The organism is Frankia sp. Cppng1_Ct_nod (genome assembly GCF_920656135.1).
Lineage (GTDB): Bacteria > Actinomycetota > Actinomycetes > Frankiales > Frankiaceae > Protofrankia > Protofrankia meridionalis.
On record NZ_CAKKTK010000008.1, the window covers coordinates 1 to 16,820 of the forward strand.

The 16,820-nt window shown below is 67.6% G+C and carries 15 protein-coding genes; 5 read left to right on the top strand and 10 right to left on the bottom strand.

What is annotated here, in order from left to right; genetic code table 11:
• From NBW77_RS04095 to NBW77_RS04110, 4 genes are all read left to right on the top strand, one after another.
• Window positions 1–1,494 (top strand): SCO2524 family protein (locus NBW77_RS04095; RefSeq protein WP_250279300.1); only part of this gene is annotated, 1,494 nt, incomplete at its 5' end.
• Between the two features lie 2 nt (window positions 1,495–1,496).
• Window positions 1,497–2,405 (top strand): SCO2523 family variant P-loop protein, encoded by a 909-nt coding sequence (locus NBW77_RS04100; RefSeq protein WP_131746090.1) that lies wholly within the window; start codon window positions 1,497–1,499, stop codon window positions 2,403–2,405.
• Window positions 2,402–3,388 carry an SCO2522 family protein gene (locus NBW77_RS04105; protein ID WP_207386904.1) on the top strand — a complete coding sequence of 329 codons (987 nt, stop codon included), beginning with the start codon at window positions 2,402–2,404 and terminating at the stop codon, window positions 3,386–3,388. The genes NBW77_RS04100 and NBW77_RS04105 overlap by 4 nt, the downstream gene beginning before the upstream one ends.
• 6 nt (window positions 3,389–3,394) lie before the next feature.
• Window positions 3,395–4,336, top strand: a complete 942-nt coding sequence (locus tag NBW77_RS04110; RefSeq protein ID WP_131746089.1) for an SCO2521 family protein — start codon at window positions 3,395–3,397, stop codon at window positions 4,334–4,336.
• Between the two features lie 24 nt (window positions 4,337–4,360).
• On the opposite strand, the gene NBW77_RS04115 is transcribed toward NBW77_RS04110, so the two are convergent.
• The 9 genes from NBW77_RS04115 to NBW77_RS04155 form a co-directional block, all read right to left on the bottom strand.
• Complete coding sequence (locus NBW77_RS04115; protein ID WP_131746088.1) at window positions 4,361–5,182, bottom strand: hypothetical protein; 822 nt, start codon at window positions 5,180–5,182, stop codon at window positions 4,361–4,363.
• A gap of 104 nt (window positions 5,183–5,286) precedes the next feature.
• Window positions 5,287–6,012: a hypothetical protein gene (locus NBW77_RS04120; protein WP_250279301.1), complete on the bottom strand. Its 726-nt coding sequence runs from the start codon at window positions 6,010–6,012 to the stop codon at window positions 5,287–5,289.
• Window positions 5,990–6,325 carry a hypothetical protein gene (locus NBW77_RS04125; RefSeq protein WP_242605696.1) on the bottom strand — a complete coding sequence of 112 codons (336 nt, stop codon included), beginning with the start codon at window positions 6,323–6,325 and terminating at the stop codon, window positions 5,990–5,992. Before NBW77_RS04125 ends, NBW77_RS04120 begins: the two co-directional genes overlap by 23 nt.
• 173 nt (window positions 6,326–6,498) lie before the next feature.
• Window positions 6,499–6,945 carry a DUF5130 family protein gene (locus NBW77_RS04130; protein ID WP_502799434.1) on the bottom strand — a complete coding sequence of 149 codons (447 nt, stop codon included), beginning with the start codon at window positions 6,943–6,945 and terminating at the stop codon, window positions 6,499–6,501.
• Entirely contained in the window at window positions 6,926–7,288 is a 363-nt protein-coding gene (locus tag NBW77_RS04135; RefSeq protein ID WP_131746087.1) for a hypothetical protein, read from the bottom strand. The genes NBW77_RS04130 and NBW77_RS04135 overlap by 20 nt, the downstream gene beginning before the upstream one ends.
• Window positions 7,289–7,426: 138 nt before the next feature.
• Window positions 7,427–9,811, bottom strand: a complete 2,385-nt coding sequence (locus NBW77_RS04140) for a 4-alpha-glucanotransferase (protein ID WP_131746086.1) — start codon at window positions 9,809–9,811, stop codon at window positions 7,427–7,429.
• The gene (locus tag NBW77_RS04145; protein ID WP_131746168.1) at window positions 9,789–11,465 is read right to left on the bottom strand and encodes a sensor histidine kinase; all 1,677 of its coding nucleotides are present in this window, start codon (window positions 11,463–11,465) and stop codon (window positions 9,789–9,791) included. The genes NBW77_RS04140 and NBW77_RS04145 overlap by 23 nt, the downstream gene beginning before the upstream one ends.
• 78 nt (window positions 11,466–11,543) lie before the next feature.
• On the bottom strand, window positions 11,544–12,287 hold the full coding sequence (locus NBW77_RS04150) for a response regulator transcription factor (protein WP_131746085.1): 744 nt from the start codon (window positions 12,285–12,287) through the stop codon (window positions 11,544–11,546).
• Between the two features lie 106 nt (window positions 12,288–12,393).
• Entirely contained in the window at window positions 12,394–13,698 is a 1,305-nt protein-coding gene (locus tag NBW77_RS04155; protein ID WP_131746084.1) for a mechanosensitive ion channel family protein, read from the bottom strand.
• 340 nt (window positions 13,699–14,038) lie between these two features.
• Here NBW77_RS04155 and NBW77_RS04160 point away from each other — a divergent pair, with 340 nt between their 5' ends.
• Window positions 14,039–14,554: an HNH endonuclease gene (locus tag NBW77_RS04160; protein WP_131746083.1), complete on the top strand. Its 516-nt coding sequence runs from the start codon at window positions 14,039–14,041 to the stop codon at window positions 14,552–14,554.
• A gap of 258 nt (window positions 14,555–14,812) precedes the next feature.
• Here the strand turns inward: NBW77_RS04160 and NBW77_RS04165 are convergent, their stop codons facing one another.
• Window positions 14,813–16,765, bottom strand: coding sequence for an ATP-binding SpoIIE family protein phosphatase (locus tag NBW77_RS04165; RefSeq protein WP_242605695.1), 1,953 nt, complete (start codon window positions 16,763–16,765; stop codon window positions 14,813–14,815).
• Window positions 16,766–16,820: the final 55 nt, after the last annotated feature.

Sequence of the window (16,820 nt, forward strand, 5' to 3'; positions counted from 1 at the left end):
TCTCCGGCCACAGCCGAACAGCTCGAGCTCGACATCGTCGACGCCTATTCGATGTCGGTGACCTTGTGCCTTGCCGCATTGGGTTTCATCAACGTCTACAAGCCGGTTGTCCAGCGCCGCTCCGAGCTGAGACGGAAGGTCGCCGAGATCGAGTCGTCGACGAACCGCCGACTCACCGCGGCGATGCTGGGGCTCCTGCGTAGTTTCGTAGTGAACACCGCTGAACCGGAGGATCCGTCCGGCCGCGCGATGCTCCACATGATGAACACGGCGGGAGTCTCGGAACGCATAGTGATCCAGGAGCTGCGGAACAGTCTCTCCCGGGTTCGTGCCAGGCTTCGGGACGACGTCCGGATCGGGGTGGGTTCCGATGTCGCACTCGACAACGACAATCTGCTGTTCGAGTGCGGGTGGGCCTGGGGAATCGCAGACAACGCCGCGCGGATCGACTTCGTGAGTGAGGATTTCCAGCAACGTTCCGGTGTTGCCGAGGCCAGACCTTATCTGTATTTCACGGTTGTGGCGCTCGACGGTATCAACGACCTGCTCTCGCCCCGGACCCGCGAACTAGGCCTGCTCAACGAGGAGCAGCGGCGTCTGGCCGAGGCGTTGCAGATCCGCTGGGACCTCACTCAACGATACTGGTCCACTGTCGCCCGCTTCGGTGGTCAGGCGTGGCCGCTGGAGAACATCCCGTGGCAGACCTCCGACGGCAAGGAGTCGGATTACTACAGCCTGCTCGTCTCCTCCGTACTCGTGCAGGACCTCGTCAACCGGCGGGCGACCGACGACGATCTCACCCGCGCGGTATGGGTGTTCGAGGAACTGGCTCGCCGCGGCCGAATCACCAGTCGAGTGACGAAGAACGATCCCGCCGTGGCACTGCACACGCCCGGCGTACAAATGACGCTTAACGGCAGTGAGCAACTTGGCCCGCAGATCTACTGGAGTGCCGCCGATTTCGCGCCGCTGCTCCTCAAACGTACGTTGCAGGCCGCGAAGCTGTCCGCGAACGTCACCGCCCGCGACCGTCTCATGGTAGTCGCCGAGGCCACGATGGACCATCTCGCCCGCCGCCGGTTGCGCGAAGGTCCAGGGGCAGGGCTGTGGGACGACCCGGTTGAGGTTCTCTTCTCCGCGGGGGGTTCCGCCGACAGCAGGCCGTCGTGGTATCTGACCGAGCGCGTGATCGAGGGACTCGTCACCGCGGCCAGCACCTACGAGGAGACGCCGCTGCGCACCACGCACATGGTGGACAACGCCCTTGAGCTGCTCAGCGAGGCGGACCATCTACTGAATCAGGAAATCCTGCAGGCCGATGCCAATGATCGATCCGAGTTGAACACGGGTCTCCTGGAGATCGAGGCCACGCTGACACGGGCGCGCAAGATTCTCAATGAGCGGCCGTCGTCGGCCAGTGCTCTGGCCATGGAGGCGCTTCGCAAACTCGACGAACTGACTGTCGCGCGCATCGACGCAGCGAGGAGCATCTAGCCATGCTGGTGTTCGCCGCTTCGGACAAGGGCGGAACGGGCCGGTCGGTGACGAGTTGCAACATCGCCTACCGGTTGTCGCTCGCGGGCAACGATGTCGCCTACCTCGACTTCGACTTCGGATCCCCCACAGCCGGGTCGATCTTCGAGATCTCGAAGATCGACCGTGGTGCGGACCATGGCCTCCACTCCTATATCGGAGGCACGATCAGCAGCCCGCACCAGGTCGACGTCCGCACCGCCTCCGACCGCCCGGGTCTTCGCATGCTGCACGCCAAGGCGGGCCGGCTGGCGTTGTTCGCCGGCGACCGGGACGGGGCGGAATTCTCCAGCACCGCCGAGAAAGTGCGCCGCTGCATCGAACTTTTCCGGCGGCTGGACCAGGAATTCCAGGTATGTGTAGTCGATCTCAGCGCCGGCCGGTCGCACGCTCTGCACATGGCGCTGAACGCGACGGCAGCTCCGGAAATCCGCTCGGCTCCCGTCCGCTGGCTGGTATTCCACCGTTGGACCAGACAGCATATCGTCGCGGCCCACGGTCTCGTCCACGGCAACGACGGACTCCTCGACGAGGGAGTTCGGGCCGGTCACGAACGTGAGGCGCTGCAGGACTCGATCCGGTTCGTCCGTACCGCGGTACCCGCCCTCAACTCGCCGCTTGCCGCAGACCGGCCCGCGCAGGCGAAGTGGCTGCGTACCTGCAACGATGAACTCAAACAACTGGCGCTGCGGAACAGGCTCGGGCATAGCGCGACGCTGGGCGAGACGCCGGTCGAGCCGGTGCTGCAGTGGCGGGAACAGGTCATCTCAGATGCGGATGTCTCCGGGAACATCGCCAACGCCGCGACCGTGAAAGCCTTTGACGAGTTGGCCCGTAATCTGACCGACGACAGCGTGTGGGAAGGGCTGTGACCACCTTGGAAGTCGTCGCCTACAGTGAAGCCAGCAACCAGGACAATGTTCGCGGCATGCCGTTGTCTCATCTTTCAATTGAAGTGGGTCATTTCTACATGGAGGACCTGCTCAACGGCGAGGAACGGATACGTCACCAATTTCAGCGGCTCGCGCCGTGGGTCACGGCCGCCGAAAAGACCGTCGCCGCCGATCGACCCCGGATAAGCACCTGTTTTCTGATCGACGATTATTTCTATAATAGTACGAATCCGAAAGAAATATTGCGGAAACTCATTACGATCGGGGACGAATGCGGCGTACCGATCGACTACATCGCGCGCGAGGCGGGTTGCTGTGTGGCGGACGGTGTGCCGCTCGCCGAACTCGTCGCGGCCCGCCTGCTTCCCGAGCCCGCTCCGGGCACGAACGGTTCCCGCCCGCCGACCCATCAGTCGGGCTGGCTCTGCAACGGCGAACGGTCTCCCGAGACCGGCACCGACCAGGCCATGCACACCCGGCCGTGGGAGCCGCCGCAGGAGTTCGGCAAGCGCGACCACTCCATCTTCCTCGACGTCGAGTTGTGGAAAGAGATCGAGGATCGGGTCGACGGCGAGACCATGATCCAGCGGACCTGGTCGTGTCCCTTTCTGGCGTCGATCTGGCACTTGCTCCGGCTGGGGATGCTGCGCCATTTCGGCGAGCCGGTCGCGCAGCCGCACCGGGTGATACTTGAGACCGACGAGATACCCGAGACCTGGACCGAACTACCCGCGGTGATGCAGGTGAACCCACGTGCAGCACCCTTCAGCGCCTACCGGTCGGTCTCCATCCTTCCGCAGCGATACCTGCCGATCGAAAACGCGATCAAACTCATCCTCAGCCATCTCAGCCTTGACGAACCCGTCACCGGCCAAGTAATCGAACGTGGGGCGAGAGAAGGTCTGAAGATACCGCGTAAGGTCATTGACCGCATTTCACACGTCTTCATCGAAGGATCATGAAAAGCGATGCTGATCCTCGGTGAGGTCCGAACCTGTCTTCTGCACAACACGGCGCCGCTTCCCGCTCCGCTCGTGGCCCAGATCCTCGGGACGGTGCCGGGGCGCCGCGTGTTGTGCACCGAACGCCCCATCGCTCACGCCGTCTCACCGGAGCTGGTGACCGGGATCGACTGCAAGCTCGCGACCTCGAGCCGGGTCCGCGCCCGGGGAATCGGCACGGTCACCTCTCGCGCTATGATCACTTCCGGTCTGGTGCTGCAGGGTTCGGCGAGCGCCTACCTCCGGCGCGCGACGGGCCCCAGCCGTCTCGCGTGGTCACACTACGCCGACCAATTGGGCGTGGTCGAAGTCATCAGCCTGGCGGATGCCGCCGGGCTCGCCGAGGGGTACCTGGCCGACTCCACACCGACATCCACCATCGACCTGGGCTCGGTCAGTGAACGCCTGATCAGTGATATCCAGAGTCATGCGCAGCTCGATCATGTCACCTCCGTACGGTCGCGGCCGACCTGTGTACGCTGGGCCGCCCGGATCGGCGACCACGACGGTCCCGTCGCGCGGGTCCGTACCGAAGACGATGTCGTGCGCACCATCGAGCTGATAGTGGACGAAAGCCAGCTCGGAATCGCCGCGCGCTTCTGCGAGGATTTCGCGTTGCACGACTGGTTGCTCACCACGCTCACCCAGATCATCGAACAGACCGACCGGTTGAAGGCGCTGGGACGGGAGGCGCTCGACATCCTCACGACCGCTGTCGAGCGGCTGTTCCACGTATGGATGCCCGGAGCGCGGGTGGACCCGGTACTGTCGCCGCTCTGGGATGCGCTGGAACGGCGCCCCGGATTCAGCCGCCAGTGGAACGCGCAGGTCTCGCGGATTCGGGACCAGATTGCCCTGCAGACGCTGCAGGCACTCGAACAGGCGCGACGAGGCAGCGCGGACTGGTAGACCGGCACACTCATGCCGATCACCTCATAGCCGGAACCACCGCCGTACCAGCAGGGCGAAGAACACACTCAACGACACCGCCCCCGCGTAGGACTCGATGACGAGCAGGACCCAGGCGCCATGGGGCAGGCCGTCGATATCGCCGAATCCCAGCGGGTTGAGGTAGTTGATGAGTGCCATGTGCATGCTGGTGACCAGCGAGGCGCCGAAGAAGATCGTCAGAATGAGAATCAGCGCCACGAGCTGGACGACCACCCAGCCGAGCAGGCGGTAGGGCTGGTAACCGTAGCCACATAGCAGATTCGAGATCGTCTCCAGGATCCTGCGCAAGCCCCGGCCGCGGGCCAGGTGGCGGGCCCGATGCGCCGAAAGCAGGCATCTGTCCCGGGCGAGATGGTTTTCCACCTGTAGATACAGGCCTCCGGCTCGGTCGAAAGAAAACGCGGCATGCAGCGGTAGCCCGGCCCGCGCAAGGCGGAGGCCCAGGCGTTCGAGGATCTCGGCCAGGCGCAGGGTCTGTACCGGGGTGAGCCGCAGCGGACCACGGACCTCGACCTCCGCGGCCAGCAACGCCGCGATGGTGGAATGTTCGCTGTCCTCGGCTGGGGCGAGTACCTGACTGTACAGATGGGAGAAAACAAGGCTGTCGCGATTACGGGGACCAGGTGGGATATAACGGTCGAGAACATCGGCGGCGTATCTTTCGAACCGATCGAGAAGGTTCGGCTCCGCAACCCGCAGGATGCCGTCCATGCGTGCCTCGTCCAGCATCTCGACATATCTGTCCGCTCGGCGGACGATCGCGGTTGAGATCGATCCGACGAACTCCGACAGTTGCCCGGACATCGCGGATGCCCGGTCAGGAGTTACGACCGGCTCGGCTGACCGGTAACGGCATACATATCGCAGGACGCCTGGACAGGTTCGAAGAGTAACCCATGACTCGAGTGTCACGCATCGGCGCTCTGTTCGCTATGGTTGCGCTGTCCATACTGGACAGCGCGCGAAGCAGAGGCGAACAACGACCGCGGCGTTGGGGGACGAGGGTGGCGTTTCTGGAGGTACCGGTGGGGAACGGCGGCCGGATGGTCGTCGAGGTCACCGAAAATGATCTCACTCGGGCGGAGATCCGGCCGCACGGCCTCGACGATGGGCTGGAGCTCGCCTCGATCAGCCCCGGGCAGGCCGCCGGGGGTTGATTCATCCCCGGTCGGTTCATTCACCGTGGTAGAGGCGGTCGAGGTCGACGAGGACGACACCGGGGTCGGCCGTGGCGCGTGCGCGTAGGTCGTCGCTACCCGCGCAGACCGGCCCCGCCGTTCGAGCTGCGCGAACACGGGGCGCATCAGAGCGTGGTAGAAGGCGACCAGCGGCTCGGCGATCCGCCATACCGGCCGGCGGTTGCGCAGGATGTCGTCCGCGCGGACAAGGAACCCGGCATCGGTGAGGACGGTCAGCGGGTGCGCGAGATCCGCACTCGTACGACCGACCTGGGAGGCGATCCCACCCCGGGTGGTAGCACCGCCGGCGACAGCGGCCAGCACGGAGCTGTACAGCGCGCTGTCACGCAGGGCCGGTTCTTCGCTGAGCAGGTAGCGGGCCTCGCGGAACAGTGGCGATGCCGGGTCCTGAACCGCCCACTCGTCGAAGCTTTCAGCGGTCGCGGGCGCATCCATGCTCCGACAGCCGTGTACCGAAGAAGCGGAGCGACTCGGCGACGGTCGCTTCGGTCGCTTCGGTCGCTTCGGTCGCTTCGGTCGCTTCGGTCGCTTCGGTCGCTTCGGTCGCTTCGGTCGCTTCGGTCGCTTCGGTCGCTTCGGTCGCTTCGGTCGCCTGGAAGTAGAACCCACCGGTCTGTTCGCAGGCAGCCTCCAGCAGGAAGGACTTGCCTTGTCTGCGGCGAGCGGTGACCACGCCGAGCGTCGCGCCGGGTGCGTCGTCACCGCAGAACTTCGACAGGCCGGCCCATTGCGCCTCGCGGTCGAACATGTCGTCGGGCCGTCGCAGGCCTCTCCCATCGACCACACTCGGCCGTCTAGTGGAACCATACTTATAGTAAGTACGGTTCCACTAGATGGGAGCGATCGGGAGCCGAGCCGCTGGCGGGGGTCGGGTAACGGTGGCCGTTGCGAGCCCGCGGCCCGCCCCCGCCGGATGCGGCATCAGCGCGTCCCGGTGGGCTCCGTCGGGGCCGGCGGGACGGGCGGGGCGACAACATGCGGTGACGCCGGTGCCGGTGGGCCCGCCGCGTCCGCGAGCTGGCGCAACCCGTTGACGATCCCACCGACGAGATCGCCGAGCGCAAAGCTGGACGTCATCGTGAGAACAGCGAGCCCGGCGGCCTGGTCGGTGATCCGGCTCTTCGCGCCCAGCGTCGTCATGATCTGGGTGAACCGCTGACCGGGAGAGACCAGCACGAGCACAGCCGGGTTACGTGGAAGGTCCACCAGGTTGGCCAGCGCCTCCTCGGCGAACCGGTCCGCGTCGCCGTCGACCTCACCGACGCGGACGGCGAACCGGACGCCGGTCTGGATTTCGGCAGCCACCCGCGCCCGGTCGAGCCTGTCCAGCTGGTCGTGGGTGAACGCCTCACCACGTACCACTGGCACCGCCCGCGCCGGGAGCAGCCACATGCGGACGCTCGCCTTCGGCGACCGTGGGAGGATCGCCGATCCAGACCTCCTCATGCTGCCAGGGGCGTCCCGGGCGGTACCGCGACGGACCACTGTCCCGGGTCGACAGCAACGTCAGGACGAGCGCCACAAGGAACCCGCCGGCGATCGTCCCGCCGTAGACGGCCCATGCCTGCAGCGCGGTGAGCGGGTCCGGGCTGTAACTGTCTCCGATGTCCTGTGCCAGGGCGACCGAGGAGAGCGCCGGAACCGCAAGGAAGGCCAGCGCCGCGACGGTGAGTACGCGGCGGGCAGTGTGCCGAGGACGTCGACGAGTCACGTTGCGAAGGTTACCGGGTGGTTGGCCCGAGGTCGTCTGGAAGGGCCTCCTGGCGACACGACAGGACCGAATGACCCGTGAGGTCGGGCCATCCGACACACGACAAACACGACAGCACGCCGACAGGTCCACGAATAGTCACCGACAGTCGCCAGGCTGGTCCCGGACGCACGCGAGAAGCCGCGCAAGGCGACGAACCCTCGGGTCGACCCGCAGCCGCTCGATGGTGACCGGCCGGCCGTCCGCGTCGGTCACCGGAAGCTTCCAGTTCGGATACGAGTCCACGGTGCCGGGCAGGTTCGGCTGGCGCAGGTCACCCATGGCGTCACCGGGCGCCGCCAGCACGATCCGGGACGGCGACCGGGCAAGCAGACCGTGCAGGGCCACCGCCGCCTCGCCGCTCGCGGCGAATTCAAGATCAGAAACGTCGCCGGACGAGGTCGGGTCGGCGGGATCGCCCGCACCCGGATCCGCCAGCAGTCCCTCGTCCCGCAGAAGGGCGATCAGCCCGTCCCGCTCCTCGCGCCAGGCCGCGAGTTCGGCCTCCTCCGACCGTCGTAGCAGACCGCGACGGGCCCGCACCCGCACATGCTCACCCGTGAGATACCCGGCGACGGTGGGCAGGTCGTGGGTCGTGACGCTCGCCATGGCCAGTTCCCGCCAGCGGTGCGGCCGTACCGGCGCACCTGCCGCGTCACGTTCGAACCACACGACGGTCGACCCGAGCACCCCGGAGCCGGCCAGCATCGTCGCCACCGACGGTTCGACCGTGCCGAGATCCTCACCGACGACGAGCGCCCCGGCCCTGGTCGCTTCAAGCGCGAGGATGCCGAGCATCGCGTCAGCGTCATAGCGGACGTAGGTGCCGGCCGAGGCGGGGTTTCCGCCGGGGATCCACCACAGCCGGAACAATCCGAGGATGTGGTCGACCCGCAGACCGCCGCCGCGGCGCAGGACGGCGGTGACCATCTGCCGGAACGGCGCGTAGCCGATCTCGGCCAGCCGGTCGGGCCGCCACGGCGGCAGCGCCCAGTCCTGGCCCTGTTGGTTGAACCCGTCCGGGGGTGCACCGATGGTCGCGCCGGTCGCGAAGACGTCCCGCAGCGCCCAGGCGTCCGCCCCGCCGGGGTCCACCCCGACCGCAAGATCATGAACGACGCCGACGGCCATTCCGCCATCGCGGGCCGCGGCCTGCGCGGCGGCGAGCTGGGCGTCGCAGCTGCGTTGCAACCAGATGTGGAAGGCGATCTGGGTACGCAGCTCGGCACGGGCGGCGCCAACCCCCCGACCGTGCGGGTCCTGCAGGTCGGCGGGCCATGCCCGCCAGTCCCGACCGTGCAGGTCGGCAAGGGCACACCACGTCGCGAAGTCGATGAGGCCGTCGTCGGTGTCGGTGCCGGTGCCGGTGCCGGTGCCGGTGCCGGTGCCGGTGCCGGTGTCCCACGATGTGGTGGCCGCGACCGTCCCCTCATCGCAGGCCCCGTCGCCGGCTGCGGTGAACAGAAGCTCCAGAGCGGCGCGTTTCGCCCGCCACACCGTGTCCCGGTCGATCAGGTCGGCCCCGGTCCCGGCACGGGCCGCGGCGGCCAGCTGATCGACACGCGCCCGGATGGCCGCGTCCGCACGCCCGTATTCGGGAAGGTCCTCGGGGCGCAGGTACAGCGCGGAGGCGAACCGCCTGCTGGCCGGGTAGTACGGGGACGGTTCGACCGGAATCGTCGGCGCGATCGCGTGTACCGGGTTGACCAGCAGCACATCGGCTCGCCGGCCCTCCACCGAGCCGGACCACGACGCAAGCGCCGCAAGATCGGCATAGTCACCGATCCCCCAGGAACCTGCCGACCGCAGCGCGTACAGCTGGACCATCCAGCCCCAGGCACGGGCGGCGCCGGAAGGAGCCGGCCCGGAGGATGTTGGCACCGCCGGGACCTCGTCCGGCGCGACGATGAGCTTTGTCTCGGCCGACACGGTGCCGGCCCGTACCCGCAGAATATGATCACCGAGTGGCAGACCCGCGGGCAGGGCCAGCCGGACGCCGAGCAGGTCCCGGCCGTCCGCCGTGCGGTGTTCGGCCGGCTCCCCCGGCACGTCGTTCCCCGGCACGTCGTCCCCCGGCGCCGTGACCACCAGCCGCCCGCCGCTTTCGAACTCCAGCTCCGCGACCGGGACCGTGCCGACGGGCACCCGCAGCACCACCGGCGCGGGCGCGGACCGTCGCACAACCACACAGACGGGCGACAAACGCCGCCATGGCGCGTCGCGGGCGGCGGCAAGGGCCGCAACCGGGTTTGTGGTGTCGACGTCGAGCAGGCCAAGCACGGCCCGCACGACGTCGGGGGCGACGGTCACCTCCCGGTCGTCGGCGCCGATGTACCGGGTGGCGACACCATGGACGGCGGCGAGCTGCGACAGGACCGGGTCCAGGGCCGTACCCGGTCCGGCATCCGGTCCGGCATCCGGTCCGGCATCCGGTCCGGTGCCGCCGGCGTCCGAGCTGAAGTCAGATATCTCGTCGGTGGTCACGACCGGATCCTCTCGTCCGCCAGGACCGGCGGTCAGCGGGCCGGGTGAACCATGACGGGGTCGAGGCCGGTGCGGCAAGCTCGTCCCGCCCGCCGGGAACACAATCCGACTCGTTCGGCAGGAGCTGGTCCGGCCAGGCCGAGGACGGCGCCGACCACAGTACGTCACGGGGAACCGGGAGCGACAGCCGTAGCCTTCCGCCGCCGCGCGGGCCTTCCTCCGCCCGCACGCTCCCGCCGTGCACAGCCGCGGCATCCGCGACGATGGCGAGGCCGAGCCCGGAACCGGGCAGCCCACGCGCGGACGCCGCCCGGTAGAAGCGGTTGAAAACCTGGGGCCGGTCCTCGGGCGCGATCCCGGGACCCTCGTCGGTGACGAGGACCTCCCCGACGCTGACGCTCACCTCGACCTGTCCCTGGGAAGGGGAGAACTTCACCGCGTTGTCGAGCAGGTTCGTCACCGCTCGTTCCAGCATGTGCGGGCGTCCGTCCACCGGTGAGGGTGCCGCGGTCACCACGATCTGGACGTCCTTCGCCTTGGCGCGACGACGTACCCGCGCGGCCGCCGCATGGACGATCTCGGTCAGGTCGACGCGTTCGACGTCCTCTGTGGGCGCCTCGTCCCGGGCGAGTTCGACCAGTTCGCTGACCAGTCCACTCAGTTCACGGATCTGCGCGTCGACATCACGCAGCAACGCGTCCCGGTCCTCCGCGGGCAGCGCACGCTGCGGGTTGGCCTCGGCCCGCAGCAGCAGCTCGATGTTGGTCCGAAGGCTCGTCAGCGGGGTCCGCAGTTCGTGGCTCGCGTCGTCGACGAGCTGCCGCTGCCGCACACGGGACGCCTCCAGTGCCCGCAGCATGCTGTTCAGGCTGCCTGCGAGCCGGGCGATCTCGTCGGTACCGGTGACCGGGATCAGCGCGGACAGGTCCTGGGTACGGGCCACCTCCTCGGCGGCCGCGGCCGCGGCATCCAGCGGTTTGAGCGACGCGCGCGCGATCAGCCGGCCGAGCAGCACCGATCCGGCCACCCCGGCCACCCCGACGGCGAGCAGGATCAGGCCGAGGTCGCGCAGTGTCTGGTCCACGTCCGACATGTCCCTGGCCAGCTGTAGAGCGCCGAGAGTGCCGCCGGGAAAGCGGATGGGAACGGTCGCGACCCGGTACCGCTGACCATCAATAGTGACAGTGCGTAGTTGCTGGTCGGCCATCCCCTGTGCCACGGCCTCGTCGGTCGGGGTCACCGGCAGGACGACAACCTGGTTCTGCCAGGTAGCCGTGTCACCGTCGGCAAAGATGACCTGTGCGGGCAGGCCGAAATTGGAGCCGGTCAGCCTTCCACCGGCCCGGAAGTCCGGTTTGATCGTGGAAGCCGCCACCCCGGCCTGCTGGATCAGCTGATCGTCGATCGAGTTGTTGAGCACGATCCCGGTCGAGGCGAGCGCCACACCCGCCACCACGGCCACGGTGGCGGTCACCGCAACGCCGATCAGCAACGCCATCCGGTTACGCAGCGCAAGACGACGCAGAGAAAGACCACGCGGGGAAGGACGACGCCACCGAGGGAACCGGCCTCTTGTCAGCTCCCTCGGCGCCTCCGCCGGCACCTCGCCCGACGCCTCCGCCGACGGTTCCCAGATCGGGTGTCGCGCTGTCATCCCGGAAAACTCATAACGGGCACACGCCCGGCTCACCGGGCACAACCACCGCGCCCGCCCCCGTCACGACTGTTTCCGTCACGAGGCTGCCTCCCGCAGGACGTAGCCGACCCCGCGAACCGTGTGGAGCAGCCGAGGCTCGCCACCCGACTCAAGCTTGCGGCGAAGATAGCTGACGAACACCTCCAGCGAGTTCGACGACGGGCCGAAGTCGTATCCCCACACCCGCTCCATGATCATAGATCGCGACAGGACCTGGCGCTGGTGCAGGAGGAACAGCTCCAGCAGGTCGAACTCGGTCTTGGTGAGAGTCAGCTCCCGGTCCCCACGGGTCACCTGCCGACTGCCCGGGTCCAGACGGACATCGGAGAAGGTCAGCGCCGGCGGTACGCCGGGCAACCCTGCCGGCGCGGCCCCGGGGGTGCCGGGGGTGCCCGCCACGGCCGCAGCCCTGGCGGACAGCGACGCCCTGCGGGTCAGGGCACGCAGCCGAGCGAACAGTTCCTCCAGCGCGAACGGCTTGACGAGATAGTCGTCGGCCCCGACGTCCAGCCCGTTCACCCGGTCGGCAAGACCATCACGGGCAGTAAGCATCAGGACGGGAAGATCGTCACCACGCCCACGCAGCCTGCGACAGGCCTCCAAGCCGTCCACCCGTGGCATCATCACGTCGAGGACCACGATGTCCGGCCGGTCACGGGCAACCACGTCCAATGCCTCGGCCCCGTCCCGGGCGGAACTGACCTCGTAACCTTCAAACCGCAGCGAACGCTCCAGGGACTCCCGGACCGCCGGCTCGTCGTCAACCACCAGTACTCGCACGCCACCCAGTCTGCCCGGTGGGTCACAGTGCGCGAGCCGTCCGGAGCAACTCTCAGCATCGTCTAGCGGGATCCTTATACCCGGTTCAGCTCCGCGACCGAAATGATCAACGGGAGCCGGACGCCGGGCCGGACGACCGACCGACGGGAGACGCCGCGGGCGGGTCGAGCTCGGCGGTGGGACGGCTCTCGGTCCCGTGTCCGAAACCCCGGGTGTCCTCGCCGTCCTCCTCGTCGTCCTGCCCTGCCTGGGCGTCCTCCTCATCATTGTCGATCATGACGACCTCGCTGCGCTGGACGCTGCCGAGTTCGATGCCCTCGGCGTTCAGCGCAGCCCGGATGCGCTCGCGCAGGGCCCGCGCGACGTCCCACTGTTTGAGCGGTTGGGTCTTGGCGACGACGCGCAGTGCATAGCCGTCCGCGGTCATCGATTCCATCCCCCACACCTCGGGTTCGGCGATGATGGCGGTGGCGAAATCCGGTTCCGCCCAGAGATCGTCCGCGGTGCGTTTGAGGATCCCCTTGGCCCTGACCACGTCGGTGTCATAGTCCAACGGCACGTCGAGCACTGTCCGTGCCCACTGCTGGCCCTTGTTCCCCACCCGCGCGATCTCGCCGTTACGGACGTACCAGACGGTGCCCTCGACATCCCGCAGCCGGGTGACCCGCAGGCTGACCGCCTCGACGTTTCCACTGACCGGTCCGACGTCGATGACGTCGCCCACACCGTACTGGTCCTCCAGCAACATGAACATGCCGGACAGGAAGTCCCGGACAAGATTCTGCGCGCCGAAACCGACGGCGACACCGACCACCCCGGCGCTCGCGACGATCGGCGCGAGGTTGATGTCCAGCTCGCCGAGGACCGTCACAAAGGCGATCCCGAAAACAATGATGGACGTGATGCTGCGCAGCAACGAACCGACGGTCTCGGCACGCTGCCGCCGTCGTTCCAGCAACACGGTGGGATCACCGAAGGCGCCGAGAAGCACCGCCCGGCCGGATCGGAACAGCCCGTTCGACCCGCTGCCGGCGGCGGCCCGCCCGGTCGTCCGGGTGATGAACCGGTGCAGCAGTGACCGGATGACGAACGCGATCAGCAGGATCAGCAGGATCCTCAGGGGCGTACCGAGGAACACGTCGGCGCCGCCGGCAAGATAGTTACTATGGGTAACATCAAAGACCGTTTGACACAACACCCCGGGCTTTGCTCCGCACGCGTTCTGCAGCGCGCCGAAGATCTGGTCGAGGCTGGGTGTGATCGGGTTTTCCGACGGACTCGGCGACGGGGCGGGCGTGGGTGTCCCGGGCAGCGCCACGGACGCGGCTGCCGTGAGCGTGTTCGACGCCCCGGCCGCCGAGGCCAGTAACGCCGCGAACGGCTGGGCAAGCAGGGACACAGAATCTGCCACGGCCTCCAGTCAGCTCCTCACACATATTCGATCTTGCTGGACCATGCTCTTCAGGATCTCCGGGCCGCCGGGCAGACACCCGAGGACCTTCGACGGCGCCCAGTCTCGCCCATGCCGGTCGGCTCCAGAGCAAGGGGTCGACGTCTCGCAATAACACACAGACAGCAACCCGACACGCAAAGCGTGTCGAAAGCAGGCGAAAGCATGTAGTGTGTCAACGATTACCCGACCACAATCACAAACCCGCTCGCATTCGAGGCTCGAAGGCGGTTGACTGTCTCAGTGTCACCGGTGGCTAGCTTGTGATGGCCGCCACCAGGTACGGCGAGGAGGTCGGCGCGTGACAGAAGCGCTGGTTCTCAATGCCACGTATGAACCGTTATGCGTGGTCTCACAGAGGCGTGCGCTGGTGCTCGTGCTCACCGAGAAGGCAGTCATGGTCGAGGCCGGAGGCCGCGTTCTCCACTCGGCGACGTATGCGGTAGAGGTACCCGTGGTGGTACGGCTTGCCCGATTTGTTCGGGTACCGTACCGCTCGCAGGTGCCGCTCACCCGCAAGGGGGTGCTGGCCCGCGACCACCATCGCTGCGTGTACTGCGGCGCTCCGGCGACCTCGCTGGATCACGTCATCCCCCGCTCCCGCGGGGGCGCGCATGTATGGGAGAACGTGGTGGCGGCCTGCGGCCGCTGCAATCATCTCAAAGCCGACCGAGCGGTCGCCGATCTTGGCTGGCGGCTTCGCACGGCTCCCAGAGCGCCGAGCGGAGCCGCTTGGCGCATTCTGGGGAGCCGCCGGATGGACCCACGCTGGTCGCGCTACCTCAGCTCCGAGAGCGACGAGGCCGCATCCGCCTGACCCCGCGGACGGGCACCTGCACGTCGTGCCCGAGGGCGCCTGACGACGACATCGCACCCGTTTCCGACCACGGCGACATCCTCACCTTTATCACGTTCGATTTTCGATGTCACCGGTATGTGTGAAATCAAAAAGACGACATATGAATACAGTGCCGGGAACGGTACATCGAGTGCGCCGGTTCTGGTGATGAGTACCTGCTCCCGGTCGACGAGGCGGAATGCCGCGGAGCAGGCGTGATCCTGACCGGCCCGGAGATCAGGTCGGCCGCTCCCGGTCCTGGTTCCCGTCCGGCGGGATCATCAGGTCGAACCACACCCGTTTCCCGTCCGGGATCGTTTCCACGCCCCAGCCGTGCGCAAGCGCGTCCACCAGCAGTAGACCCCAACCGGACTCCTTGTCCTCCCTGCTTGGCTGTCGACGGGGCATGGTGCCGCCTTCACGGTCGTCGACGCTGATCCGCAGTCGGCCGCCTTCCCGGTGCACGCACAGGACGAGATCGCTACGGGCATGCCGCACGGCATTGGTCACCACCTCGCTGACGAGAAGCAGGACATCATCGGCGATGGAGTCCAGATGCTCGGCCGACAACATGCCTTCGAGGGCGCAGCGGGCCCGTACGGCCGACTTCGCTTCGCCGGGCAGCGCCAGCTCGACCAGCGCCGGCCGGGACGGGTGGGTGGTCATCACCAGCAGGGCCGTGTCGTCGTCCGTCTGCACGGTCAACCCGGATGCGGACAGGCAGCGTTGCAGCAGCGCGCGGGCCGAGCCGCCCGAGCCGGCCGAGGACACCCTTTCCCCTTCCGGTATCGCCCTTGGCGTCCCCGGGTTGTCCGGGGTCCTGCTCAGGCCACGGCGCAGCCGGTCCATGCCGTCTTCGAGCGGATGCCGACGGGACTCGACGAGACCGTCGGTGTAAAGGACGATCCCGGAACCCGGCGGCAGTTCCAGCGACGTCTCCGAGAACTCCCCGACGTCGCCGACACCGAGCGGCAGGCCCGGGTCGAGCACCAGGTAGTCGGGTTCCTCATCCGGCATTACCAGCAGCGGCGGCAGATGGCCGGCGTTGGACACCGTCGCCCGACAGCTCGCCGGGTCGTAGACGATATACATGCAGGTCGCCAGGTGCAGACCGGGTAGCGAGCCGACGACCCGGTCGAGCCGGGCCAGCAGTTCGGCGGGACCCCAGTCCTCCAACGCGTACGCGCGCAGCGCCGCCCGCAGCTGCCCCATCACCGCGGCGGCCTGCAGACCGCGTCCCATGACGTCCCCGATCGCGATCCCCACCCGGTCGTCGGGCAGGAGAATCACGTCGTAGAGGTCCCCGCCGACCTCGGTCCCGGCCGTTCCCGGACGGTAGTCCATCGCAACCTCGACCCCGCCGAGCGCGGGCGGGTTCTCCGGCAGGAGCGACCGTTGCAGGGTGAGCGCGGACTCCTGTTCGACGCTGTAGAGCTGCGCGTTCTCAAGGGCTGCCGCACCCCTGCGGACGAGGTGTTCGGCGAGGCTGATGTCAACGGATGTATACCTACCCGAGCCGCGGACGAGCGTGACAGCACCGAGTATCCGGCCCCGCCCCGGCATCGGCACGATGATCGTCGGACCTTCCAGGAGCTGGTGGTACGGGCCTGCGGCCGTGTCCCGCATGGACATCCGCCCCACGAGCTCATCGGTGAAGTACGGCAGATACCAGGTCTGGCCGGTCCGCAGGACCAGTCCGGCACCGAAGTCGTTGTCCAGCTTCGGCGGGTGGGTTGCGACGAGGTCACGCAGGTACTCGGCAACCCGACCATCGCGGTGCACGATCGCGCCGAGGCGCACGTCGTCCCCGTCCCGAAGGAAGACGATGGCGCCGTCCCCGAGCCGCGGTACCGCCAGCGACGCGATCATGTCGACAATCCGTTGCGGGACGAGGGAGCCCGACAGCACCAGACCCGCCTCCGAGAGGAACCCCAGATGTTCGAGGGCGACCCGCTCCGCGACGCGCTCCCGTGGACCACCCACAATCTGGCGCAGCGCCCACGCCCCCCGGCCGAGTTCCGCCAGCACGGATCCGAGCCGGCTGGACACGATCTCGGTGAGGGTCGTCTCCCCGTCTGCGTCACCCCCGATGACATGGTCGAGGCAGGCGGCTCCCCCATCCAGGACCCGTTGGACAATCCCTAACCGGCTACGTGCACCTCTCGAAGTCGACCGATAGCGTGCCGTCACCGCCTCCACGCGACGAAGTCTAGTTCGGATAACGGATATCGCGCTTGGCGACGAG